At 58.0% G+C, this 23,648-nt stretch carries 21 protein-coding genes; 15 read left to right on the top strand and 6 right to left on the bottom strand.

The window, feature by feature from the left end; all coding sequences use genetic code 11:
* Positions 1-22 precede the first annotated feature (22 nt).
* The 3 genes from A4308_RS16010 to A4308_RS16000 are packed head-to-tail and all read right to left on the bottom strand — an operon-like array spanning position 23 to position 3,013.
* A complete protein-coding gene (locus A4308_RS16010) occupies positions 23-1,555 on the bottom strand; it encodes an ABC transporter substrate-binding protein (protein ID WP_045282126.1) in 1,533 nt (510 codons plus the stop codon).
* A gap of 15 nt (positions 1,556-1,570) precedes the next feature.
* Entirely contained in the window at positions 1,571-2,146 is a 576-nt protein-coding gene (ddpX, locus tag A4308_RS16005) for a D-alanyl-D-alanine dipeptidase (RefSeq protein WP_047027022.1), read from the bottom strand.
* A gap of 12 nt (positions 2,147-2,158) precedes the next feature.
* The gene (locus A4308_RS16000) at positions 2,159-3,013 is read right to left on the bottom strand and encodes a MurR/RpiR family transcriptional regulator (protein ID WP_014883891.1); all 855 of its coding nucleotides are present in this window, start codon (positions 3,011-3,013) and stop codon (positions 2,159-2,161) included.
* 266 nt (positions 3,014-3,279) lie between these two features.
* Here A4308_RS16000 and A4308_RS15995 point away from each other — a divergent pair, with 266 nt between their 5' ends.
* From A4308_RS15995 to dsbG, 14 genes are all read left to right on the top strand, one after another.
* Positions 3,280-4,761, top strand: a complete 1,482-nt coding sequence (locus tag A4308_RS15995; protein WP_045282125.1) for an alpha/beta hydrolase — start codon at positions 3,280-3,282, stop codon at positions 4,759-4,761.
* 90 nt (positions 4,762-4,851) lie between these two features.
* Positions 4,852-6,063: a diguanylate phosphodiesterase gene (locus A4308_RS15990; protein WP_049010582.1), complete on the top strand. Its 1,212-nt coding sequence runs from the start codon at positions 4,852-4,854 to the stop codon at positions 6,061-6,063.
* 89 nt (positions 6,064-6,152) lie between these two features.
* A complete protein-coding gene (locus tag A4308_RS15985) occupies positions 6,153-7,043 on the top strand; it encodes an aminoimidazole riboside kinase (protein WP_045282124.1) in 891 nt (296 codons plus the stop codon).
* A 173-nt stretch (positions 7,044-7,216) separates the two neighbouring features.
* Complete coding sequence (locus tag A4308_RS15980) at positions 7,217-8,734, top strand: carbohydrate porin (RefSeq protein ID WP_045134002.1); 1,518 nt, start codon at positions 7,217-7,219, stop codon at positions 8,732-8,734.
* A gap of 67 nt (positions 8,735-8,801) precedes the next feature.
* Positions 8,802-10,172 carry a sucrose-specific PTS transporter subunit IIBC gene (locus A4308_RS15975; protein ID WP_014883886.1) on the top strand — a complete coding sequence of 457 codons (1,371 nt, stop codon included), beginning with the start codon at positions 8,802-8,804 and terminating at the stop codon, positions 10,170-10,172.
* Positions 10,172-11,578, top strand: coding sequence for a sucrose-6-phosphate hydrolase (locus A4308_RS15970; protein WP_049010579.1), 1,407 nt, complete (start codon positions 10,172-10,174; stop codon positions 11,576-11,578). Before A4308_RS15975 ends, A4308_RS15970 begins: the two co-directional genes overlap by 1 nt.
* 28 nt (positions 11,579-11,606) lie before the next feature.
* Complete coding sequence (locus A4308_RS15965; RefSeq protein WP_014883884.1) at positions 11,607-12,623, top strand: LacI family DNA-binding transcriptional regulator; 1,017 nt, start codon at positions 11,607-11,609, stop codon at positions 12,621-12,623.
* A gap of 89 nt (positions 12,624-12,712) precedes the next feature.
* Positions 12,713-14,263 (top strand): methyl-accepting chemotaxis protein, encoded by a 1,551-nt coding sequence (locus tag A4308_RS15960; RefSeq protein WP_032636463.1) that lies wholly within the window; start codon positions 12,713-12,715, stop codon positions 14,261-14,263.
* A gap of 197 nt (positions 14,264-14,460) precedes the next feature.
* The gene (locus A4308_RS15955) at positions 14,461-14,880 is read left to right on the top strand and encodes a hypothetical protein (RefSeq protein ID WP_023292366.1); all 420 of its coding nucleotides are present in this window, start codon (positions 14,461-14,463) and stop codon (positions 14,878-14,880) included.
* A 5-nt stretch (positions 14,881-14,885) separates the two neighbouring features.
* A complete protein-coding gene (locus A4308_RS15950; protein ID WP_014883881.1) occupies positions 14,886-15,446 on the top strand; it encodes an RNA polymerase sigma factor in 561 nt (186 codons plus the stop codon).
* 87 nt (positions 15,447-15,533) lie between these two features.
* Positions 15,534-15,902: a hypothetical protein gene (locus A4308_RS15945; protein WP_045282123.1), complete on the top strand. Its 369-nt coding sequence runs from the start codon at positions 15,534-15,536 to the stop codon at positions 15,900-15,902.
* A 48-nt stretch (positions 15,903-15,950) separates the two neighbouring features.
* Entirely contained in the window at positions 15,951-17,975 is a 2,025-nt protein-coding gene (locus A4308_RS15940) for a protein-disulfide reductase DsbD family protein (RefSeq protein WP_045282122.1), read from the top strand.
* 7 nt (positions 17,976-17,982) lie between these two features.
* Positions 17,983-18,594 carry a DsbA family protein gene (locus A4308_RS15935; RefSeq protein ID WP_045282121.1) on the top strand — a complete coding sequence of 204 codons (612 nt, stop codon included), beginning with the start codon at positions 17,983-17,985 and terminating at the stop codon, positions 18,592-18,594.
* Positions 18,595-18,635: 41 nt separating this feature from the next.
* Positions 18,636-19,394: a thiol:disulfide interchange protein DsbG gene (dsbG, locus tag A4308_RS15930; RefSeq protein ID WP_014883877.1), complete on the top strand. Its 759-nt coding sequence runs from the start codon at positions 18,636-18,638 to the stop codon at positions 19,392-19,394.
* A 42-nt stretch (positions 19,395-19,436) separates the two neighbouring features.
* On the opposite strand, the gene A4308_RS15925 is transcribed toward dsbG, so the two are convergent.
* The 3 genes from A4308_RS15925 to A4308_RS15915 all read right to left on the bottom strand — a co-directional run bounded on the left by A4308_RS15925 (position 19,437) and on the right by A4308_RS15915 (position 22,640).
* Positions 19,437-20,729, bottom strand: a complete 1,293-nt coding sequence (locus A4308_RS15925; protein ID WP_045282120.1) for a glycoside hydrolase family 10 protein — start codon at positions 20,727-20,729, stop codon at positions 19,437-19,439.
* Between the two features lie 7 nt (positions 20,730-20,736).
* Complete coding sequence (locus A4308_RS15920) at positions 20,737-21,024, bottom strand: VF530 family DNA-binding protein (protein WP_014883875.1); 288 nt, start codon at positions 21,022-21,024, stop codon at positions 20,737-20,739.
* Positions 21,025-21,152: 128 nt separating this feature from the next.
* Entirely contained in the window at positions 21,153-22,640 is a 1,488-nt protein-coding gene (locus A4308_RS15915; RefSeq protein ID WP_063308662.1) for a UbiD family decarboxylase, read from the bottom strand.
* Between the two features lie 112 nt (positions 22,641-22,752).
* On the opposite strand from A4308_RS15915, the gene A4308_RS15910 reads away from it, so the two are divergent.
* Positions 22,753-23,637 (top strand): LysR substrate-binding domain-containing protein, encoded by an 885-nt coding sequence (locus tag A4308_RS15910; RefSeq protein WP_023330447.1) that lies wholly within the window; start codon positions 22,753-22,755, stop codon positions 23,635-23,637.
* The last annotated feature ends 11 nt before the right edge of the window (positions 23,638-23,648 follow it).

Here is a 23,648-nt window from a genome sequence, read left to right as displayed (position 1 = left end):
ACACTTTCCCCCGGCGAATTCGTTATTTACTCATGGTGGCGATGTTGAACACCTGCTCAAGCATCGGATTAAAGGTGAAGCCTTTAACCTCTTTGTTCATCGCCAGCTGATAGTTCTTCTGGAACAGATAAACGTAGGCCGCCTCGTCAATCACCACTTTTTGCGCCTGCTGGTAATCTTTGGTGCGTTCTGCCTGATCGGTGGTTTTCAGCGCGGCCTGCAGCAGCGAGTCGACCTCTTTGTTTTCATAGAACGAACGGTTGCCCGGCAGCCCTTTTTTGTCTGATTCGAACCAGTAGTTCATGAACATATAGGGGTCGGCAAAGTCCGGGCTCCAGTTACCGATCGCAATGTCGTAATCGCCTTTACCGACGCGGTCGCGCATGGTGGCGTTCGCCAGTTTCTCCAGCTTGACGTTAATGCCGATCTTGCCGAGGCTGGCCTGGGTTGAGAGGGCGATAGGCTCCCAGTTCGGATCGTTATCCGAGTAAAGGAAGGTCAGGCTGGCGGGCTTGTCTTTGACCTTCTCCAGGGCCGCTTTCGCTTTGGCCTCATCGAAGCTGTACTGCATTGCCGTGGCGTCAAAGCCCCACATGCCTTCCGGGATCGGGCCGCGCATCTGCTTGCCGTTGCCGCTCAGAATGCCCTTCACCATGCCCTGGTAGTCCGTCGCCCATGAAATGGCTCGACGTAAATCCACCTGATTGAGCGGCGCTTTGCTGTTGTTGAGGTAGAGATAGGTCACGCGCAGGGACGGGTATTCCGCGACGGCGACTTTTCCTTCCTGCTTCAGGGCCGAGAGCTGATCGACCGGCAGGGAGTCGGCAATGTCCAGATCGCCGCGGGAAAGCTGCAATCGGCGGGAGGCGCTCTCTCCGATAATTTTTACCGATACACGCTTAAAGTGCGGTTTTTCACCCTGCCAGTGTGGGTTAGGCACCAGCACCAGCTGCTGGCCTTTCTGCCAGCTTTTGAGCATAAACGGCCCGGAACCGGCGGTGTTTTGCGCCAGGAAACCGCGCGCATCGTCCGCGGCATTTTCCTTCAGCACTGCCGGGTTAATGATGGATGCCCCGTCATTTGCCAGCGTGTAAAGGAAGGGGGCAAACGGCTGGCTGAGGGTGAATTTCACCGTATGGTCATCTACCGCATCAATTTTCAGATCTTTCGGGAAAGCTTCAGACGGCCCCTGGCCGAGCTTCAGCAGGCGTTCAAAAGAGCGTTTTACCGCGTCGGCGGTGACCGGCGTGCCGTCGGAGAATTTCGCGTTATCCGCCAGGGTAAAGGTCCACTCTTTCTGGTCGTCGGACGCTTTCCAGCCTGTCGAGAGATCGCCTTCCACCTCGGTAGAGCCTGGCTTGTACTTGACCAGACGCTGATAGGACGGATAGGTGACGGTCCAGTCGTTGTTATCAATGGTGATGGCAGGGTCGAGCGTTTGCGGGTCGGCGGCTTTACCAATCACCAGCATGTCTTTCGGTACGGCAGCCAGCGCCAGCGGAGCGTTCATTACCAGCGTGGCGGCGATCAGGGTCGTGAGAAGCGATGTTTTCATGGCAGTGCTCCAGGTTTAAAGAGGGGTGTGCGTCAGGGGAAAACAGGCAAAACGGTCATCAAGCAGCGGGTAGCTGGCGGCGTCCGGCAGTTCAAAGTGCCACCATTCGCTGCTGATACCGACAAAACCGCCACCGAACATGATGGCATTCAGCAGCAGACGGTTGCGCTGGGCGTGCGGCGGTACGGAAGGGTGATACGGATGCGAGCGGTCGTGCATTTCGTCAAAACCGGCGCCCATATCCAGCACGGTATTGTGTTCGTCCATCAGCGTGACGTCGATGGCCGTGCCGCGACTATGATTGGAGCCAATCGCCACGTCGACCACATATTCCGGGTTCGGGCAGGCATCCCACAGCTGGGCCTGCGCCTGCTGCGGTCGGTAGGCGTCGTACACCACCAGCTTCAGCCCGGCCAGCGTGGCAATGCTGATGGCTTTTGCCAGCGCGGTGGCGGCGTCGGTATGCAGCAGGCACAGCGCCTCTTGGTAGATCGGGCGACCGGTGATGTTGTCGGCAGTGGCGTACTTCAGATCGATATGCAGCGTGGGAAATGTCTTCGCCACATCAATCAGTTCACTCTCTTCGGGCATAGCTCCGCTCCTTTAGCGTTCGAATTGACCAAACTCTTGTTGTAATTGCCGGTTTACCGCCAGACGTGCCGGGAGCGCATCACCCAACGCTTCCACCACGCCCGACAGCAGCAGGTTGAACAAACAGCTCACGGGGGCAAGTGAATCCCAGAAATGACCGGTATCGGTTTTCACCTGCAGTAAGTCCATCGGATAATCCCGCGCCCACGGGCACCAGATGTCGGTGATTAAGGCCAGCGGAATGCCTTTTTCGCTCGCGACGCGGCAGTACTGGCGGGCCATCGCGGAGTAGGCGCGCGTATCGGTCAGCACGACATAAGGGTGCGAAAACCCCGAGTTGAGGGATTCCACCCAGCTTCCGGATGCCCCCTCCGAATAGCTCACGCGCGGGCGCAGGTACTCAAGGTGGCTGAAGAAGGCGTTGGCAATCCCGCGGGTGGACTGGATCCCCAGCACAAACACCGCATCCGCATGGGCCAGGTTGTGTACGACCTGGCGGAAGACGTCCGTTTGCGCGAGCTGATACACCTGCGTGATGGCGTCCACTTCCAGCGAAAGGGCGTGCTGAAGGCGGTTGGGCAGGGGGCGCTGCTGTTGCCAGGAGTCCAGACGTTCGTTCATACCCCAGGGCTGATACGGATCGCGCAGGCTCTTTTTGACATCCTCCAGGTTGCGGTAGCCCAGCTTGCGCAGAAAGCGTCCCACGGTGATCCCGCTCGTCCCGCTCGCCTGACCGACGCTTTCAGCCGTTTCAAACGGTATCTGCGCGGCGTGGGCAAGCAACCAGCTTCCGACCCGTTTTTCGCTGGGCGTGAACTGGCTAAACATCGTTTCGATACGGCTCAACATCTCAGGTTTCGTCGTCATACCGCCTCGCTGTTAACACGCTGTCAAAAGCCGATCTAGTGTTACCTCGTTAACAATGCATGACGCGTGCCATGATCACAGGCGAGGAAATGCCTGCTCTGCCGCAAACTTCATGCAATATTTAGTTAACGGATGATCAACATTTGTGCAGCGTAGTTCACTTTTGGTGCAGTGACAGAATCTGCACGTATGAATTTGGTGAATACGTCAGCCCGTTCACATTTTTGATAAGATAGAAACACAGTAGACATGAAAGGGATCCCGGCATGGCGAATTGGCCCTGGCGAGTCAGCGAGCATCTGATGGTGCTTGTTAAGAAAATAGCGATGGTGGTGGGGATCGTACTGGTCGTCCTGCTGGCAGTGCGGGTCTATCTCTCGCAGCAGGGGCCTGAACTGCATCTCTGGCATACCTGGCGGGCAGATGAGATGTCCGTACGCGAGCTCGATGGCGCCGACTTTGCCGGGTATGTTGCCCGCGAAAATGCCATTTTCGCCGATCTTAATACCGCGGTGACGGCAAAAACAGAGCATGAGGAACAAACGCCGCTAAACCGCTATTACCGCCAGAGCCTGGTCTGGCCGGGTCAGTTTTCACCGGATGCCAACCGCTCTTTTGTACTCATGCCAGCCGGAAAGCCGCGCGGCGCGGTGGTGTTGCTTCATGGACTGACGGATTCACCCTATAGCGTCAGACATCTTGCTCAGAATTATCAGGCCCACGGCTTTGTGGCCGTGGTTCCGCGCCTGCCCGGACACGGCACCGCGCCTGGCGCGCTGACGGACGTTGACTGGGAGATGTGGCTGGCGGCGACGCGCCTTGCCGTTCGGGAAGCGACGCGTCTGGCGGGAGAAAATGTGCCCCTGCATCTGGTGGGCTATTCCAACGGCGGGGCGCTGGCGATGAAATATGCCCTCGATGCACTTGACGCGCCATCGCTGCGTAAGCCGCAGCAGCTGGTGCTGCTGTCGCCGATGATCGGCGTGACGGCATTCGCGCGATTCGCCGGTTTCGCCGGGTTACCGGCGCTGCTCCCGGCGTTTGCCAAAGCGGCGTGGCTGAATATTTCCCCGGAATATAACCCGTATAAATACAACTCGTTCCCGGTGAACGCCGCCCGCCAGTCGTGGCTGTTGACGAAGGCGCTGCAGGAGCAGATTGGCCGGGAGGCGCGGGAAAACAGGTTGGCAACGCTGCCGCCGGTTCTGGCATTCCAGTCGGTGATGGATTCCACCGTCAGCACCCGCGCGGTGGTGAGCGGCTTGTTTGATCAGCTTCCGGCAAATGGCAGCGAGCTGGTGGTATTTGATATCAACCAGGCGGCGAGCTTCCGTCCGCTGTTCAAGCCCTCGTCCTGGACGGCCACCTCAGCGCTGCTGCCTACTGCCGATCGACGTTACACTGTCACGGTTATTACCAATGCGAATGAACACAGTTTCTCAACGGTAGCGAAAATCACCCCGGCAGGGAGCACTCACGAGACGGTCGTACCGCTTGGGCAGTCCTGGCCGCAGGATGTCTATTCCCTGTCGCACGTTGCGGTGCCGTTCCCGCCGAATGACGATCTCTATGGCCGGGAGCCTGACGTGAAAAACCGCTATGGCATTAGCCTGGGGACGATAGCGCTCTGGGGGGAAACCTCTGTGTTGAGTGTCGGGAAAGAGGCGCTTATGCGGGTCACCTCAAACCCGTTCTACGGCTACATGGAGGAGAGGATCAACAGCCGAATCGGGGATGAGAAAAAGTAACGTTCTTCTGTTGTGTGAATATGTTAGGTCGCAATGATTAAGTATGTTAAATAATACCTTCAAGGCACCTCTCTCATCGGAACCCGTTTTGTGCTGACGACTCTCATTTACCGAAGCCAGTTGAATTTATCCCACCCGTCAACCGAACTCCGGGAGGTGGTGGAGCGCGCCAGACGCCGTAACGCGAAGCTGAATATAACCGGTGTGCTCCTCTCTAAAGGGGATGACGTTCTGCAAATTCTTGAAGGTTCCGAAGAGGGAGTGGTCAGGCTGTTCAATAAAATCCGTGATGACAAGCGGCACAGCGGAGTGGTTGAACTGATGCGGGATTATGGCCCGCGCAGACGATTTGAAAACGTCGGGATGCTGCTGTTCGATCTGCAGACGCAGTCGCCGAAAGAGGTGCTGCAATCGGTGCTGCGTTACAGCAAACTCGACAGTTACCTGGCCTCCGATGACCGCGTATTCAAATTTATTCAGACGTTTATTACAGATAAGCGTCCGAACCCGTCGGGTGGACGTTACGATCCGGCAAAGTGGGCGCTCGAACCCGAAACCTTACCCTTTGGCGAGTCTCTGGGCCTGATTGCCGCGCAAACCTGTCAATTTGCGCTTCAACCGATTGTTGAGCCTTCGGAAGGCAAGATCAGCTCCCTTGAAGCTCTTATCCGCAGCAATGACGGCGGCAGTCCGGAGCTGTTCTTCCGCGCCCTTGACCCGGACACCCTCTATCAGGTCGATCTCCAGACGAAAGCCTATGCCTTTGCGCTGGCGGAAAAGCTGGGGATTGGCAGCCACAAAATTGCGGTCAACCTGTTGCCGATGTCGCTGGTGAATGTCCCTGGCGCAGTGGAATTTCTGGTCGGTGAGATTAAAAAACACGGGCTTCAGCCAGAGCAGGTGGTGCTGGAAATCACTGAAAACGAGATGATATCCGGACTGAATCAGTTCAACAGCGCCATTAAACAACTTCGCGGTGAGGGGGTTGGCATGGCGATTGATGATTTTGGTTCCGGCTATGCCGGTCTCTCTCTGCTGACGCGCTTCCAGCCGGATAAAATTAAGATTGACCGGGAGATTATCAGCGATATTCACCTGAGCGGTCCGAAACAGGCGATTGTACGGTCGATTATTAGCTGCTGCTCCGATCTCGAAATCACCCTGGTGGCGGAAGGTATCGAGAAAATAGAGGAGTGGTGCTGGCTCGAATCTGCCGGGATCCGCCGCTTCCAGGGCTTCCTGTTTGCCCGCCCGCTGCTTAACGGCGTCGGTGATATTCACTGGCCGCACCTGGTGCGTTAAGGCAATTTTCCACTCGCGTTATTTCCCCGTCGTCCTGCCTGTGCTTAAATAGCTAAAACGGTTTAACATGGTTTAGCTTCGAGGTTCACATGGAAAAAATCTGGGTACTGGGTGATGCGGTGGTGGATCTGCTGCCTGATGGAGAAGGAAGATTGCTGCAATGTCCGGGTGGCGCCCCGGCAAACGTTGCGGTCGGTATTGCCCGCCTGGGGGGGCGTAGCGCGTTTATTGGCAGAGTTGGAGATGATCCTTTCGGGCGCTTTATGGCTCACACACTGGCTGACGAGCGGGTCGATGTGCAGTGGATGCGCCTTGACCCGGCACACCGCACCTCAACGGTGGTGGTCGATCTCGACGAACAGGGCGAACGTTCGTTTACCTTTATGGTGCGCCCGAGCGCCGATCTGTTTCTGGAACCTGCCGATCTGCCTACCTTCAGCCAGGGTGAATGGCTGCACGTCTGCTCCATCGCGCTAAGCGCTGAACCCAGCCGCAGTGCGGCCTTTCAGGCGATGGATGCCATCAGGAAGGCGGGCGGTTACGTCAGTTTTGACCCCAATATACGCCCGGATCTCTGGCCGGATGAAACCGCACTTCGACGCAGCCTTGAACAGGCGCTGCAGCGTGCTGATGTGGTGAAACTCTCCGTCGAGGAATTGGCATTTTTAACCGGCGAGGAGCAGGTGCACGCCGGTCTGGCTGCACTCATGCGCCGCTGTCCGGCGCGGCGGGTGCTCGTCACGCAAGGTAAAGAGGGCGTTATTGCCTGGCATGAAGGCACCGTGAACCACTATCCGGCAACCCCGGTTAAGTGTGTCGATACCACCGGCGCGGGGGATGCCTTCGTCGCCGGACTGCTCTACGGGCTGGCCGCCGGTCTTGAACTGGTTCCCGCCATCGCCTTAGCCCAGCGCTGCGGCGCGCTAGCCACCACCGCGAAAGGGGCGATGACCGCCTTACCCTGGCAGCACGAGCTTTAATTTGTTCCTTCACAGGCCGTCGGTCGACGGCCTGAATTGTCGCCCCGATCACACTTACTAAAACGGTTTAGCAAAAAAGATTGCCGATCCAAAATTCACCAGTTTAGTATCAGCAACCTAAACCGGTTTAGCAATTTAGCACGTTTAATGACTTCTTTGAGGGATGCGACAAAATGTATAAAAAACGCAGACTTGCCGTGATGATAGGCATGCTGGCCGGAAGTACCTCTGTTTTTGCCCAAACGGATATGACAAGTATCGAAGCGCGGCTTGCCGCAATGGAACAACGCCTTCAGGACGCAGAGACGCGCGCGCAGAGGGCGGAGAAACGCGCCACGGAAGCAGAACAAAAAACGCAGCAGCTCGTTGCCGCGCAGCAGCAGACGCAGTCGACAACACAGGCGGTGGCGCAGCGCACCACTGCGCTGGAGAAGAAAGCGGATCAAAGCAGCGGGTTTGAGTTCCACGGCTACGCTCGTTCCGGCCTGCTGATGAATGACGCGGCCTCCAGCAGCAAAAGCGGTCCTTATCTGACCCCAGCTGGCGAAACCGGTGGTGCGGTAGGGCGTCTGGGTAATGAAGCCGACACCTACGTTGAGCTGAACCTGGAGCACAAACAGACCCTGGATAACGGGGCGACGACGCGCTTTAAAGCGATGCTGGCCGACGGCCAGAGAACCTATAACGACTGGTCAGCTGATACCAGCGATCTCAATATTCGTCAGGCCTTTGCGGAGCTGGGCAATCTCCCTGATTTCACCGGCGCGCTGAAGGGCAGTACCTTCTGGGCAGGTAAACGCTTCGACCGCGATAACTTTGATATTCACTGGCTGGATTCCGACGTGGTGTTCCTGGCCGGTACCGGTGGTGGCGTCTACGACGTGAAATGGAACGATTCGCTGCGCAGTAACTTCTCCCTCTATGGCCGCAACTTCGGCAGCGTGGAGCAGACCGACAATAACGTTCAGAACTATATCCTCAGCATGAACCACTTCGCCGGGCCGCTCCAGCTGATGGTGAGCGGCCTGCGGGCAAAAGATAATGACGATCGTAAAGACGCGAACGGCGATCTCATCAAAACGGATGCCGCCAACACGGGCGTTCATGCCCTGGTGGGCTTGCACAACGAGAGCTTCTACGGCCTGCGGGAGGGGACGGCCAAAACCGCGCTGCTGTATGGTCACGGGCTGGGGGCGGAAGTGAAAAGCATCGGCTCCGATGGCGCACTGCTGTCCGAGGCAGATACCTGGCGCTTTGCAAGTTACGGTGTCACGCCAATTGGCGGTGGCTGGAGCATTGCGCCTGCCGTCCTGGCGCAGAGCAGTAAAGATCGCTACGTCAAAGGCGACAGCTATGAGTGGGTCACGCTCAACACCCGCCTGATTAAAGAGGTGACCCAGAATTTCGCGCTGGCGTTTGAGGGAAGCTATCAGTACATGGACTTAAACCCGGAAGGTTATAAAGACCGAAACGCCGTCAACGGCAGTTTCTACAAGCTGACCTTTGCTCCGACGTTAAAAGCGAGCAAAATCGGCGATTTCTTCAGCCGCCCGGAGCTTCGCCTGTTCGCCACCTGGATGGACTGGAGCAGCAAACTGGATAATTACGCCAGCGATGATGCCTTTGGCAGCAGCGGTTTCAACGCCGGCGGGGAATGGAACTTTGGGGTCCAGATGGAAACCTGGTTTTAACCCATCACGCTCCCGCCTGGCGGGGGCGTTTCGCACATCATAAAAAAGAAGTCAGGCAGAGGTATCTATGGATTTTAATCAAATCGCCCGCGAGCTTATTCCGCTGCTGGGTGGCAAGGAAAATATCGCCAGCGCGGCGCACTGCGCAACGCGTCTTCGTCTGGTGCTGGTTGATGACGCGCTGGCCGATCAGCAGGCGATCGGCAAGGTCGACGGCGTTAAAGGCTGTTTCCGTAACGCCGGGCAGATGCAGGTGATTTTTGGTACGGGCGTGGTGAATAAAGTCTACGCCGCGTTTATTCAGGCGGCGGGGATTAGCGAGTCCAGCAAGTCTGAGGCGGCGGACCTGGCGGCGCGCAAGCTGAACCCGTTCCAGCGCATAGCGCGTCTGCTCTCCAATATCTTTGTGCCGATCATTCCTGCGATTGTGGCGTCCGGCCTGCTGATGGGCCTGCTCGGCATGGTGAAAACCTACGGCTGGGTCAATGCGGACAACGCTATCTATATCATGCTGGACATGTGCAGTTCGGCGGCGTTTATCATTCTGCCGATCCTGATCGGCTTTACCGCCGCGCGGGAGTTTGGCGGTAACCCGTACCTGGGCGCGACGCTGGGCGGCATCCTGACCCACCCGGCGCTCACTAACGCCTGGGGCGTGGCGTCCGGTTTCCACACCATGAACTTCTTCGGCCTGGAAATCGCGATGATTGGCTATCAGGGCACGGTATTTCCGGTGCTGCTGGCCGTCTGGTTTATGAGCATCGTGGAGAAAAACCTGCGCCGCGTGATTCCGGATGCGCTGGACCTGATCCTGACGCCGTTCCTCACCGTTGTGATCTCTGGCTTTATCGCCTTGCTGATTATTGGTCCGGCGGGACGCGCCTTAGGGGATGGTATCTCCTTTATCCTGAGCACGCTTATCGCCCACGCGGGCTGGCTTGCCGGGCTGCTGTTTGGCGGACTGTATTCGGTGATTGTGATCACCGGTATTCACCACAGCTTCCACGCGATTGAAGCGGGGCTGCTGGGCAACCCGTCGATTGGCGTGAACTTCCTGCTGCCGATCTGGGCCATGGCGAACGTGGCGCAGGGCGGAGCCTGTCTGGCGGTGTGGTTCAAAACCAACGATGCCAAAATCAAAGCCATTACGTTACCGTCGGCGTTCTCTGCGATGCTGGGCATCACCGAGGCGGCCATTTTTGGTATCAACCTGCGTTTCGTTAAGCCGTTTATTGCCGCGTTGATTGGTGGCGCGGTGGGGGGCGCCTGGGTGGTCTCTGTGCATGTCTACATGACTGCCGTCGGGTTGACCGCCATTCCGGGTATGGCCATCGTGCAGGCCAGCTCGCTGCTCAACTATATTATCGGCATGGTGATTGCCTTCGGCGTGGCGTTTACCGTCTCGCTGCTGCTGAAATATAAAACGGACTCTGAATAATGACGTTACCTTCCCGCTGGCCTGCGATTCTGCAGGCCGTTATGAAAGGGCAGCCGCGCGCGCAGGCTGACAGCCATTATCCGCAATGGCACGCCGCGCCGGTGACGGGGCTGATGAACGATCCCAACGGGTTTATCTGGTTTGCCGGTCGCTACCATCTGTTCTATCAGTGGAATCCGCTGGACTGTGAGCATCGTTATAAATGCTGGGGGCACTGGAGTTCTGCGGACCTGGTCCACTGGCAGCATGAGCCGCTGGCGCTGATGCCCGACGAAGAGTATGACCGCAACGGCTGCTACTCCGGTAGCGCCGTGGATAACCAGGGCGTGCTGACGCTGTGCTATACCGGCAACGTGAAGTTCGATGACGGCAGCCGTACCGCCCGGCAGTGCCTGGCCGAGGAACAGCCGGACGGCACCTTTAAAAAGCAGGGGCCGGTGCTGGCGCTGCCGGAGGGCTACACCGGTCACGTGCGTGACCCGAAAGTGTGGCAACACGACGGGCTGTGGTACATGGTGCTGGGCGCGCAGGATCTGCAAAAGCGCGGCAAAGTGCTGCTGTTTAAATCCGCTGATTTACATGCCTGGGCTTCCTGCGGTGAAATCGCTGGTCACGGGGTCAACGGCCTGAAGGACGCAGGTTATATGTGGGAGTGCCCGGATCTGTTCGCGCTCGACGGTACGCACGTGTTGATTTGCTGTCCGCAGGGGCTGGCGCGCGAGCCGTATCGCTATCTCAACACCTATCCGGCCGCCTGGATGAGTGGGGCGTTTAGCTATGAACGCGGCACGTTTGCGCACGGCGAGCTGCACGAGCTTGACGCGGGCTTTGAGTTTTACGCCCCGCAAACGACGCTGGCGGAAGATGGACGACGCATTCTGATTGGCTGGATGGGCGTACCGGACGGGGAAGAGATGCTTCAGCCGACGCGGTCGCACGGCTGGATGCACCAGATGACCTGCCCGCGCGAATTGCAGTATCGCGACGGCAAGCTCTGGCAGACTCCGGTGCGTGAGCTGGCGGCGCTGCGTGAAGAGGAGCAGCACTGGCAGGGACGTGCCAGCGATGCGCCCGTTCTGGATGCCGCGCGACTGGAGTTTGAGTTAAGCGCCTCGCAGGTGAACGTCGATTTTGCGGGCGCGCTGCGCCTCACGGTTGATGAGCAGGGCGTGCGGCTGGAACGCGCGAGCCTGAAAACCGGTGAGACGTTGACCCGCTACTGGCAGGGGGACGTCCACCATTTACGCGTCCTGTGCGACCGCTCCAGCGTTGAAATTTTCATCAATCATGGCGAAGGGGTGATGAGCAGCCGCTATTTTCCTGACCATCCGGCCTGGGTGCGCTTCGAAGGTGCGTCCGATATCACATTACGCTACTGGTCGCTGCGCGCCTGCATGATAGAATGAGGGTTTTGGCAGCCGGATCTAAGTCGTTGTGAGAAAAACAAAACGCGTCACCATTAAAGACATCGCGGAGCTGGCGGGTGTGTCAAAAGCCACCGCCAGCCTGGTCCTGAACGGGCGCAGCAAAGAGCTTCGCGTGGCGGAAGAGACGCGTGAACGCGTGCTGGCGATTGCGAAAGAGCACCACTATCAGCCCAGCATTCACGCCCGGTCACTGCGCGATAACCGTAGCCACACCATTGGTCTGGTGGTGCCGGAGATCACCAACTACGGCTTTGCCGTCTTTTCTCACGAGCTGGAAACGCTGTGCCGCGAGGCGGGCGTCCAGCTGCTGATCTCCTGTAGCGATGAAAATCCGGGGCAGGAGACGGTGGTCGTCAATAACATGGTGGCGCGTCAGGTCGACGGACTGATTGTCGCCTCCAGCATGCTTAATGATGCGGACTACCTGAAACTCAGCGAGCAGCTGCCCGTGGTGCTTTTTGATCGCCATATGAACGACAGCACGTTGCCGCTGGTGATCACCGATTCCATCACCCCAACGACGGAACTGGTGGCGGATATTGCCCGCCAGCATCCGGATGAATTCTATTTTCTGGGCGGACAGCCGCGCCTTTCTCCGACTCGCGACCGTCTGGAAGGGTTTAAGCAAGGTCTGCGAGCGGCCGGTGTGGAACTGCGCCCCGAGTGGATCATTCACGGCAACTACCACCCGAGCTCCGGCTACGAAATGTTCGCCGAACTCTGCGCCCGTCTGGGACGCCCACCGAAAGCCCTGTTCACCGCCGCCTGCGGGTTGCTGGAAGGGGTACTGCGCTATATGGGTCAACATAACCTGATGCAAAGTGATATCAGATTAGCCAGCTTTGACGATCACTATCTCTACGATTCGCTGACGATCCCGGTGGATACCATTCGCCAGGACAATCGCCAGCTGGCGTGGCATTGCTTTGATCTGATTGGCAAATTGATCGAAGGGGAGACGCCGCAGCCGTTGCAGCGCAAGCTCAATGCCACCCTGCAGCGGCGCTATAAGTCAGCGGTATAGCCTCGTTCGATACATCAATAACTTTAATTAATTTAAGTTTTGGATGCGCCGATAACCATAAGGAATAATTCTCCTTGAGGTATTGGTTTATGTCGTTGAAAAAGTCATCCCTGATTGTCCTGTTCTCACTGCTTTTGTTCTTTGTGGTCAGCACCGTCACCAGCGTTGGCCTCATCATTAAAAGTAATAATTCCCTGGATAACGTCAACAAAGAGATCCAGGTTGTGCTGTCGATTATTGACCCCATCAACCATAGCCGTACGCTGCGCGTTCGCGTGATGGAGTATGTGAAGATGGTGGAAGCGGGCAACTCGGCAGACGGGGCGGCGAAGCTTGCCGCCGTGAAAGAGGCGCTGACCAAAGCGGACCACGCCTTTGCGGCCTTTATGGCTTCGCCGCGACTCACGGATGAAGCGCCGCTGGTGAGTGCCTATCAGGATGCCTGGCAAAACTACCGTAACCAGGGGCTGGCGCCGCTGATCGATGCCGCTGAGGCACACGATGTTGCTAAATTTAACGCGCTGATCCCGGAAGTTTCCCGCCTCGACCGCCAGTACGAAATCGTTCTCGACCAGGTCCTTTCCGTCCACCAGAAATACGCCAAAAGCCTGAACGAAGACGCGAGCAGTAATTTCGTCTCCGGCCTGGTGATGATTGCCGTTATCGCCTGCCTGTTTGTGCTGGTGATTGTTGCCGTCAGCCTCTTCATGAAGCGCTTCGTCTTTGCGCCGGTCAACCTGGCGCGCGAGCACTGCAGCCAGATCGCCGCGGGCAAGCTCGACATTCCGGTGCCGGTGAAGGGGAGTTCGCATAATGAAATCGACCACCTGATGGGCTCGATGGAGCAGATGCGTCAGGCACTGCTAGCCACTATTGCTCAGGTGCGCGATGCGAGCCACACCGTGACGCACGCGGCGCAGGAGATTGCCTCCGGCAATATCGACCTCGCATCACGTACCGAGCAGCAGGCTTCCGCGTTGACCCAGACGGCGGCAAGCATGGAAGAGCTGAGCGCGACGGTGGCGAACAATACCGATAACGTGTATCAGGCCGGAAAACTGGTGCAGGACGCGGTGCACAATGCCCATACCGGCGAAGCGGTGACCCGCGAGGTGATCGACACGATGAATACCATCGCGGCGAATTCGAAGCGCATCGAAGACATTACCAGCGTGATTAACAGCATTGCCTTCCAGACCAACATTCTGGCGCTGAACGCAGCGGTGGAAGCGGCGCGCGCCGGTACGCAGGGCCGCGGTTTTGCGGTAGTGGCCAGTGAAGTGCGCACCCTCGCGCAGAAAAGCGCGGTGGCGGCCAAAGACATTGAAAGCCTTATTGCGCAGTCGGTTTCCAGCGTGAAAAACGGTGCGGAGCTGGTCAACCGCTCGGGCGAGGTGATTGACTCGATTATTTCATCGGTGAACAAAGTGAATACGCTGATGGAGCAGATCTCCGTGGCTTCGGAAGAGCAGAGCCGTGGGATCAGCCAGGTCGGGCAGGCGGTGACCGAAATGGACGGCGTGACCCAGCAGAACGCCGCGCTGGTGCAGCAGTCCGCTGCGGCGGCTGCCTCGCTGGAAGAGCAGGCGCAGCAGCTTTCACGGAGTATTTCGAGTTTTAGGTTGCCGGTGCAGGCGTAATTCTTTGAATCTGCCGGGTGGCGCTGACGCTTACCCGGCCTACGAAATCTGTAGGCCCGTGCAAGCGTTAGCGCCGCCGGGCACTCGTTGCGATTGCGCATCCGTAAAAATTATTTCATTCCCCCAGAAATATTTCCCTCCCTCATCCGTCTACCTCATCACAAGCCATAATCAGTTACGATAAACGAGGTAACACCATGAGAGATTTTGAACTGCACGGCAGAGGTCACGGGCGCGGATTCGGTCGTCACCGTATGGGCAAGGGCTTAGTCATCGGCGCGGTGATTTTCATCGTGCTCGGCCTGCTGGTGATGTCCCTGTGGAACGCCTTGCTCCCGGCAATCCTTGGCGTGAAAGCCATTGGTTTCTGGCAGGCGCTGGGCATTCTGGTGCTGAGCCGCATTCTGTTTGGCGGACTGGGCTTCCGTCCCGGCATGTTTGGCGCACACCGCCGGATGCACGAGCGCTGGATGAACATGACGCCCGAACAGCGCGAGGCGTTTATTCAGCAGCGCCGCGAAGGCTTTGGTCGCCACGGGCGCGGCCACTGCGGCTGGCACGGTCATCGTGACGATAAGCGCGATGACGCTACGCCAAAAGCGCCGGACGCAGAGTGAGCGAGATGAAAGCCGGAGAGGTGGGCGGATCCCTGTTGATGTCGGCGCTCAACGCCTGCCGCGCCCGGCTGAAGGCCTTTATTCGCGGGCGAACATCCGTGCGCGACGACGCCGACGACATTTTGCAGGAAGTGACCTATCAGCTGATGAAGGTGGAGCAGCCGGTCGAAAACGTCGCCGCCTGGCTGTTCCGCGCGGCGCGTAACGAGATGACCGACCGGGCGCGTAAGAAACGCGAGGTGTCTCTCTCCGGCTATTTTACGGATGAAGAGGAGGAGGGCTTCCCGGAGGACGAGCTGGCCGAAACCCTGTTCGGTGTCCCGCAGACGCCGGAAGAGGAGTATCTCAAAACGCTGCTGTGGGAAGAGCTGGGGCAGGCCCTGTCTGAACTGCCGCCGCCGCAGCGCGAGGTGTTTGAAAAGACCGAGCTTCACGGCTACAGCATTAAAATGCTGGCAGAGGAGACGGGGGCCAGCGAACAGGCGCTGTTATCCCGCAAGCACAAGGCGGTGCTGTTTCTGCGCACGCGGTTGCGGGATATCTATGATGCCCTGACGGGCGAATAGCGGCCTCAGACAAAACCTTACACTTCCGGTACTTGTAGATTCATCACTATCGTTTATGATCGGGGCGTCTTGTCACTCTGGAATGTTATGCGCAACCGTCAGCTCCTCGGAAAATGGCTTTTGATCGTTACCTGTCTCGCGATGGCGCTTTGCCTCGTGCAGCGTGCGGTCATGCTCAACCATTTTTTACAGGGACTGGAGCCGCAGATCGCCCTGAGTGCAGACGCCCCGTCGCAAAGCAACGCCGGGGAGTCTGGGCCTTCACCCTGTCAGCTAGGCGCGCACTCCCTGCTTTGCGCGCAGCCACTGTTCTTCGACGGCGCGCTTCCGGCCATTATTATCTTCTTCGCGCTGCTGCATCTGTTTACGCAAGGGCGGGCATTTGCGCCCGTGGAACAGCCCGTTCAGGCACCGCCTCCCCGAATACACCTTAAAAACTGCGTTTTCCGTGAATGAAAATCATCGTCATCACACGATAATTTTTCACTGTGCACGGAGTAAAACATGGTTAACCTCTTCAGGGGATTCGTCTTCCTGTGGCTGTCCTGCATCGGAATTGTCCATGCGGCGGACACAGGCTGGCTGGTCTCCCCACAAAACGATCACGCCCGCATCCGCTTTCAGGCGGAAAGGGAACAAACGCACATTAAAGGCCTGCTCACCGTTGAGCTAAAGCCCGGCTGGAAAACCTACTGGCGGTCGCCGGGCGAGGGTGGCGTCGCGCCAAAAATCACCTGGCCGCAGGGCGTTACGGATAGCTGGTCCTGGCCGGTACCGTCGCGATTCGATATCTCCGGTATGACCACGCAGGGCTATCACGATAAGGTCACGATCCCCATCGTGCTCGACGGCGTGAAGGGCGACACGCTCGACGGCACGCTCACGCTCTCCACGTGCAGTAACGTTTGTCTGCTGACGGACTACCCGCTGCACCTCGATTTTACACAGCCGGTGGATGACGGTTTCCGTCACGCCTTTGACCGCGCGATGCAGGCCGTGCCGGGCACGTCTGGCGTTTCCGCCGATCTGTCCGCCTGGCTCTCTGACGGCAACCTGGTGGTGACGGGAACGACCGACGGGAAATGGGATAATCCGGGGATCTACTTTGACCCGCTGGAGGGGGATATTCTGCCCGGCGAGCCGGCCATTAAGCACGATGGCAATACGCTTCGGGTCACGGTGCCCGTCACCGACGAATGGGGCGATAAGCCCACGTCGCTGGAAGGAAAGAGGCTGTCATTTGTACTGACCAATGGCAGTGACGCACAGCAAACCACGATGACCGTTGGCGCTACGCCCGCCGAGCCTTCCGCCCCAGGCGGGACGGGCAAAATGGTGCTCTTTGCCCTGCTGGGCGGGCTGATCCTCAACCTGATGCCGTGCGTGCTGCCGGTGATGGGAATGAAGCTTAACAGTATTCTGCAGGCGGGTTCGGACAGACGCGTCATCAGGCTGCGCTTCCTGGCAACCAGCGCCGGGATCCTCACCTCCTTTATGCTGCTGGCCGCCATGGTGACCGGGCTGAAGCTGGCCGGGGCGTCCCTGGGCTGGGGCATTCAGTTCCAGAACCCGTGGTTTATCGGGCTGATGGTTACCGTGACCTTCCTCTTTGCGCTGAACCTGTTTGGAACGTTTGAGATGCTGCTGCCTTCTGCCGCTACCGGGCGACTGGCTACGGCAGGCGGGGCGGGGCTTGGCGGCAGTTTCTGCGAAGGGATGTTTGCTACGCTGCTGGCCACGCCGTGCTCCGCACCGTTCCTCGGTACCGCAGTTGCCTTTGCCCTTGGCGCGCCGCTGCACGCCCTGTGGCTCATCTTCCTGATGCTCGGCGTGGGCATGAGCCTGCCGTGGCTGTTTGTCGCCCTGGTGCCCAAAACGGCCATGCTGCTGCCGAAGCCTGGCCGCTGGATGAACACGCTTAAAGCGATCCTGGGCCTGATGATGCTGGCCTCCAGCCTCTGGCTGGCGACGCTGCTGAGCCTGCATCTGGGGGCAATGGTGAGTCAGATCGTGGTGCTGGTGCTGATTGTTGTCGCGCTGGTGCTGTTCACGTTGAAGGGGCAAACCTCCTCGCCGTTGTTCTGGATCGTGGTCATCGCGCTGTCGGCGTTTGGCGGGTATCAGCTGCGCGGGGTGTTTACCTCGCCGCCGGACGCTCCGGCGCAACATATCGCTGAGACCATCCCGTGGCAGCCACTGAGTGAAGACGCCATCCAGCAGGCGCTTTCTCAGGGGAAACGGGTATTTGTGGATATTTCGGCGGACTGGTGTGTGACCTGCAAAGTTAACGAGCATCGGGTCCTGAATCAGCCAGACATCATTGCCGCGCTGAGTCAGCCGGACGTAGTGGCGCTGCGCAGTGACTGGAGCCAGCCGTCCGTCTTTATCGCGGATTTTCTGGCGAAGCGAAACCGCTACGCTATTCCGTTTAATGCGGTATATGGCCCTGGTCTGCCGGAGGGCGAAATCCTCTCGCCGCTGCTGGATAAACGCACCCTGGTCACCACCCTGAACAACGCGAAAGGCTAAACGTATTATGAAAAAATTCCTTATCACGCTGATGCTCCTGCTGGCCTCGGCTCAGGCGATGGCCGCTCAGCCGCTGACGCCAGATCAGGAGCAACGTGCGCAGAAGATGATCGCAGATTTTCTGTTTAACGATCCGAATTCCCCGCGTATCGGCGCGAAAAATCCGAAGCTCACCCTGGTGGTGTTTACCGACTACAACTGCCCGTACTGCAAGAAATTCGACCCCTATCTGGAGAAGATCGTAGAAAAACATCCCGATGTCGCCGTGGTGTTTAAGTTTTTACCTTACCGCTCGGAAAGTTCGCTGACCGCGGCGCGCGATGCGCTCACGCTCTGGCGTCAGGATCCCGGGGAGTTTATGAAACTGAACAATACCCTGATGGCTAAAAAGGGGTACCACGATGACGCCAGCATTCAGGAAGCGCAGAAACGGGCAGGGGTCAGCGTTACCACGCCTGATGAGGAGAGTCTGATGACGATCAAGCGCAGCCTGCTTGTCGCGGAAAAAATGGGCATTCAGGGTACGCCCGCCACGCTGATTGGTGAGGGATTGCTGCCCGGCTGGGTGCCTTTTGAACAGTTCGATGAAATCGTCAGCGACGCGCTGAAAAACCGCTAACCTGAAGGGGGCGTGATGCCCCCGATAAACCGGAGAGGGATATGAAAAAATTACTGTTACTTTCGGCACTGGCGACCTCAGGGCTGGTTCAGGCGGCTGACGCTATACCGGATGTGGTTAAGCACTTCAGCGAGCAGCAGAACATTACAATCATCAAGAAGCTGGATGCTCCCGGCGGCGCGCCGGCCTGGCTGGGGCAATATCAGGACATGGGGGTGACGCTCTTTTTAACCCCGGACGGCAAGCACGTGATTTCGGGCTATCTGTACGATGACAAAGGGAAAAACCTCAGCGAGGGGTATTTCCAGAAAGAGATCTATGCCCCGATGGGACGCGAAATGTGGAAGACGCTCAACGCGGCGCATCCCCTGAAGGAAGGGGCGGATAACGCGCCGCGCAAAGTCTTCGTCTTCGCCGATCCGTTCTGTCCGTACTGCAAGCAGTTCTGGTCAGAGGCGCAGCCGTGGGTCAAGGCGGGCAAGGTCCAGCTGAATACGCTGCTGGTGGCGTTTCTTAACCCTAACAGCGGACGTAACGCTGCCGCGATCCTGAATGCGAAAGATCCGGTCTCGGCCTGGCGCGAGTACGAGCTCTCCGGTGGCAAAAAGTTACCGAAACCTGAGGGGGAAGGGTCTCGCGAAACGGTAGCGATCCTGCAGAAACACCAGGCGCTGATGGACAGTCTGGGGGCCAACGCCACCCCGGCCATATACTATATGAACGCGGAAAATGAGCTGCAGCAGGTTGTCGGGATGCCGGACGCGCAGCAGCTTGAAGCGATGTTCGGGCCGAAGCCGTAAAGAACGCAGGCAGAAACAGGACGTTTCTGCCCGGTCTTCCGGTTAGCTACCCCAGCGTCCTTTGAGATAGTTGACCGCCTGCTGCGTCTGCGGCTTGTTCAGGTAGTCTTCCCGGAACAGGATGGTGCCGTTGACGTTGGGCAGCGAATCATTGAGATCGAGCTGTTTTTTCAGTTCCGGCACGCCGCCCTGAACCGTCCAGTCCGGCTCATTTTTCGACGGTTCGCCCACTTTGTAGAACGCGATGCCGATGTACAGACGCGTGTGGGTCGGCTTCACGACGTCGGCCCACCATTTGGTCAGTACGTCATAGCGCGCGGCATCCCGGGAGAAGGGCCAGTAAATCTGCGGGGCGATGTAGTCCAGCAGGCCCTGCTGCACCCACTGACGCGTATCGGCGTAGGATTCATCGTAGGCGGCGGCACCCCGGGTGTCGGAGCCTGCCGGGTCAAAGGAGCGGTTACGCCACACGCCAGCCGGGCTGACGCCAAACTCAACGTCGGGTTTGGTTTGTTTTATCGCGCGGGAAACCTGAACGATCAGCTGATGCGTGTTGTGTCTTCGCCAGTCGGCCTTAGAGGCAAATCCCTGTCCGTACTGCCGGTAAGTCTGAGAATCATTCAGCGCGGATCCCGGCGATTCGGAATAAAAGTAATCATCAAACTGCACGCCGTCTATCGGGTAGTTCGCCACGACTTCCGTGACGACACGGGTTATCCAGTCGCGCACTTCCGGAATGCCGGGATCGAGCACGAAGCGATCGCCCGAGACGCGTACCCACTCCGGGTGCTGGACATAGACGCTGGACGGGGTCTGATACGCCGTCCGGTTCAGGGCAGCGATGGTTGACGGCTTCGTGTTGGTCGACACGCGGTACGGGTTGAACCAGGCATGGACTTTCATACCGCGCTTGTGCGCTTCATCCAGCATAAACTGAAGCGGATCGTATCCCGGATATTCGCCGATGTTGCCCGTCAGCATATCTGACCACGGTAATATTTTTGATGACCAGAGTGCCGTGCTGTCCGGCTTTACCTGGAAAAACACCGTGTTAATCCCAAGGTGTTTAAGGTTATCGAGCTTGGCGATAAGCGCCTGCTTTTGCATTGCGATGCGCTGGTCAGCGCTGGTGCCATTCACCGAGGCCACCGGTGGCCAGTCGAGGCGAGAGACGGTCGCAAGCCAGATCCCGCGCATCGGCTCGTTTGCCTGTTGGGTCGGTTTGCTGACGGTGGGGAGCGGGGTAACTAATGATTTTGGTGGTTTTGAGGAGCAGCTTACAAGTAAAAGTGCGCAGCCAGCCAGCGCACCGATCCGTTTTACGTGTCGCGTCATTTGCGTATTAGCTCTTGATAATCCGACTGTTAGCCCAGGGATTAAAGGCGGGTGCCTCCTGTTCTTTATGTCCCTCGTCGTGGAGGGAATCCAGATACAGGGCTTCGACCTCCGCGCGTGCCCACGGGGTACGGCGCAGAAATTTCAGGCTCGATTTAACGCTGGGGTCTTTTCTGAAACAGTTAATTTTGATGCGGTCACCCAACTCGCTCCAGCCATATTTCGCCACCAGGGCGTTGACCATCATCTCCAGCGTGACGCCATGCAAAGGATCGTTAGAAATGTGTGCAGTCATAGGTGTCCGGATGTCTCAATTTTTGTGGGGGTGGAGTTACCGGTGAAAGGGTACAAGAAAGCAGGGGAAGCGGCAATTTAAGCGTGAAATTCTTCACCCCCGAGGGGTGAAGAAAGAGGAACGTTCGTTTACTTTTTGTCTTTAAACAGTTCAGGTGCCCACGGTGTCGGATCAACCTCCATAAACGGCGCGCGCTCGAAGCGATCCTTCAGCGCCCACGGCACCGTGCAATCAAAGATGGTCTTGCAGGAGATGCCGTTTCCGCGAATTGAGTTGCTGTAATCCGGCGACTGAGACGGATCCAGCTGGTGACCGCGGATCCCCGGAATATTCGTGATGCTGACATCGCCCTGCATACGGGTGGTCATCGCCCACAGGATGTCGTCGCTGTCGAAAATATCCACGTCTTCATCGACAAGGATAATGTTTTTCAGCTCCGAATAGGTGGCTAACGCGATAAGTGCTGCCTGGCCCTGGCGTCCTTCATCTGACGGCTGGCGTTTTTTCACCTGCAAAATACCCAGGAATTTACCGCCACCCGCGGTATGCGCATAGACGTTTTGCAGGAAGCCCGGAATCGCCTCCTCAACCGCATTGCGGATGCTGGCCTCCGTCGGCAAACCGGCCAGGGTGGTATGTTCTTCTCCGGGGCCCACCAGCGTTTGCAGGATAGCCTGATGGCGCATGGTCACCGCTTTTACTTTGATCACGGGCAGAGACGGGTTCGCCTCACCGCAGTAGCCCGGGAATTCCGGCATCGCGTGGCCGGTGTTGGTATGCTGATCTTCTCTTACGCGCACGCCGGGAAGCAGTTCGCCTTCAATGATAATTTCCGCCCGCGCGATGGCTTTCTCTTTTACCGCCACGCCCTGTACCAGCTCGACCGGCTGCTGGCGCAACGCCCCGGCGACGCCCAGCTCATTGTAACCAAACGGTGTGGTGGGGGCCTCAAAACACGCGCCGATATAGATAGCGGGATCGAGCCCCATGTTGATCGTCACCGGCAGCGGTTTTCCGGCCGCTTCCGCTTTTTTGCGAAAGACTTCAATATGGCGACCGGCGGCCAGGAACATGGATAGCTCATCGCGCTCCTGCACGCAAAGGCGGTGGATGGTGACATCCGTCAGCGAGCTGTCCTCCGGATCGCTTGCCAGCACCAGTCCCAGGCAGAAGAACGGGCCTGCATCAATCGGCGTATTGGTTGGTGCTGGCAGCAGTTTGCGCAGATCGAAGTCCGGATCGTCAGCGTAGAAGACCTGCTCCTGACAAGGGGCCTGCGAGGCCGGGACGACAACGGGTGCGACCGGTTTTTTCACCGCCTGACCGACATGTTTTGCCAGTTCAGAAGGCGCACAGCCTAACAAAAGTGCCGCGCGTTCACGGCTGGCGTGCATGCCCACCAGAATGCGCGAGCCCGGATAGCCCTTCACGCTGTTGAACATCATGGCCGGCCCCGTGCGGGTCGGGCGTTTTACCGTACCGCCCGCGCCAATATGACGATACACACCTGCCAGCTCTGCATTAGGATCGACGGGATGATCGGTTTCAATATACTGGCCTTCGTGGCGCTGCAGTAAGGCGATGGCACTTCTGAGATCGTTGACTGAGTTTTCCATATTTTCCTCCCTCGGTTGAATACCTCCATTTTTACGACAATGACCCATAGCATCAATTGCATCATTACTGCTAAATTGATAATAAATTTATTATCAAAAAAGGAAGTCTCCCGTGCAGTTTCGTCAGATGCGCCATTTCATTGTCGTTGCCGAAGAACTCCACATGCACCGGGCCGCCGAGCGTTTAAACATGGCGCAACCGGCGCTGAGCCAGCAGATAAAGGCGCTGGAAGAACGTTTAGGCGTCACGCTCTTTAGCCGGGCGAACCGTCGCTTAACCCTGACGCCCGCGGGCGACGCGTTTCTGGTGAAGGCCAGGCTCGCCATCTCCCTGACTGAGCAGGCGGTACTGGACGCCAGGCAAACGGCGAGAGGCGAGCAGGGGGTGTTAAACCTGGGATGCGTGTCGAGTGCGATGTTCGACGGTAAGCTGCCCGCTGCACTGCGCCAGATGCACAGCCGCTGGCCGGCGATAACCATGTCTTTGATGACGGGCAATGTGCAGACGCTCTATGCCGCCGTGCAAAGTAACCAGCTGGATGTGGCGATTATTCGGGCACCGCTGCCATCGCTGCCTGACGATCTGCAAAGCCGGCCGTTCACCTCAGAAAAAACGGTGCTGGCGCTGTATCGCCAGCATCCTCTGGCCGACTCTTCCGCTCTGACGCTCGCGTCAGTGAAGGATGAAAAATGGATCTCGCTTCGCGATCCGGAGGGCATGGGGCTGGAGCAGTACTTTTATGACGTCTGTAGCGGGGCGGGTTTCCAGCCGGACGTAGTGCAGAATGCGACGGATGTTCCCACGGTGATAAGCCTGGTCTCCGCGGGATTTGGTCTGGCGTTGCTGCCTGCGTCCGCAAAGGCAGTGAGTGTCGAGAATGTCGTTTACGTGGACATTCTCGACCGTCTCAGGGAAAGCGAACTGACGCTGGTGTGCCACCGAATTATTCGCTCAGAAGTGCTTAAAAAATTTCTGGTGACCCTCGAGCACACCTGACGGCGTCATCC

The organism is Enterobacter sp. ODB01, from assembly GCF_001623605.1.
GTDB lineage: Bacteria > Pseudomonadota > Gammaproteobacteria > Enterobacterales > Enterobacteriaceae > Enterobacter > Enterobacter kobei.
This window is presented reverse-complemented; position numbering and strand designations above follow the sequence as displayed.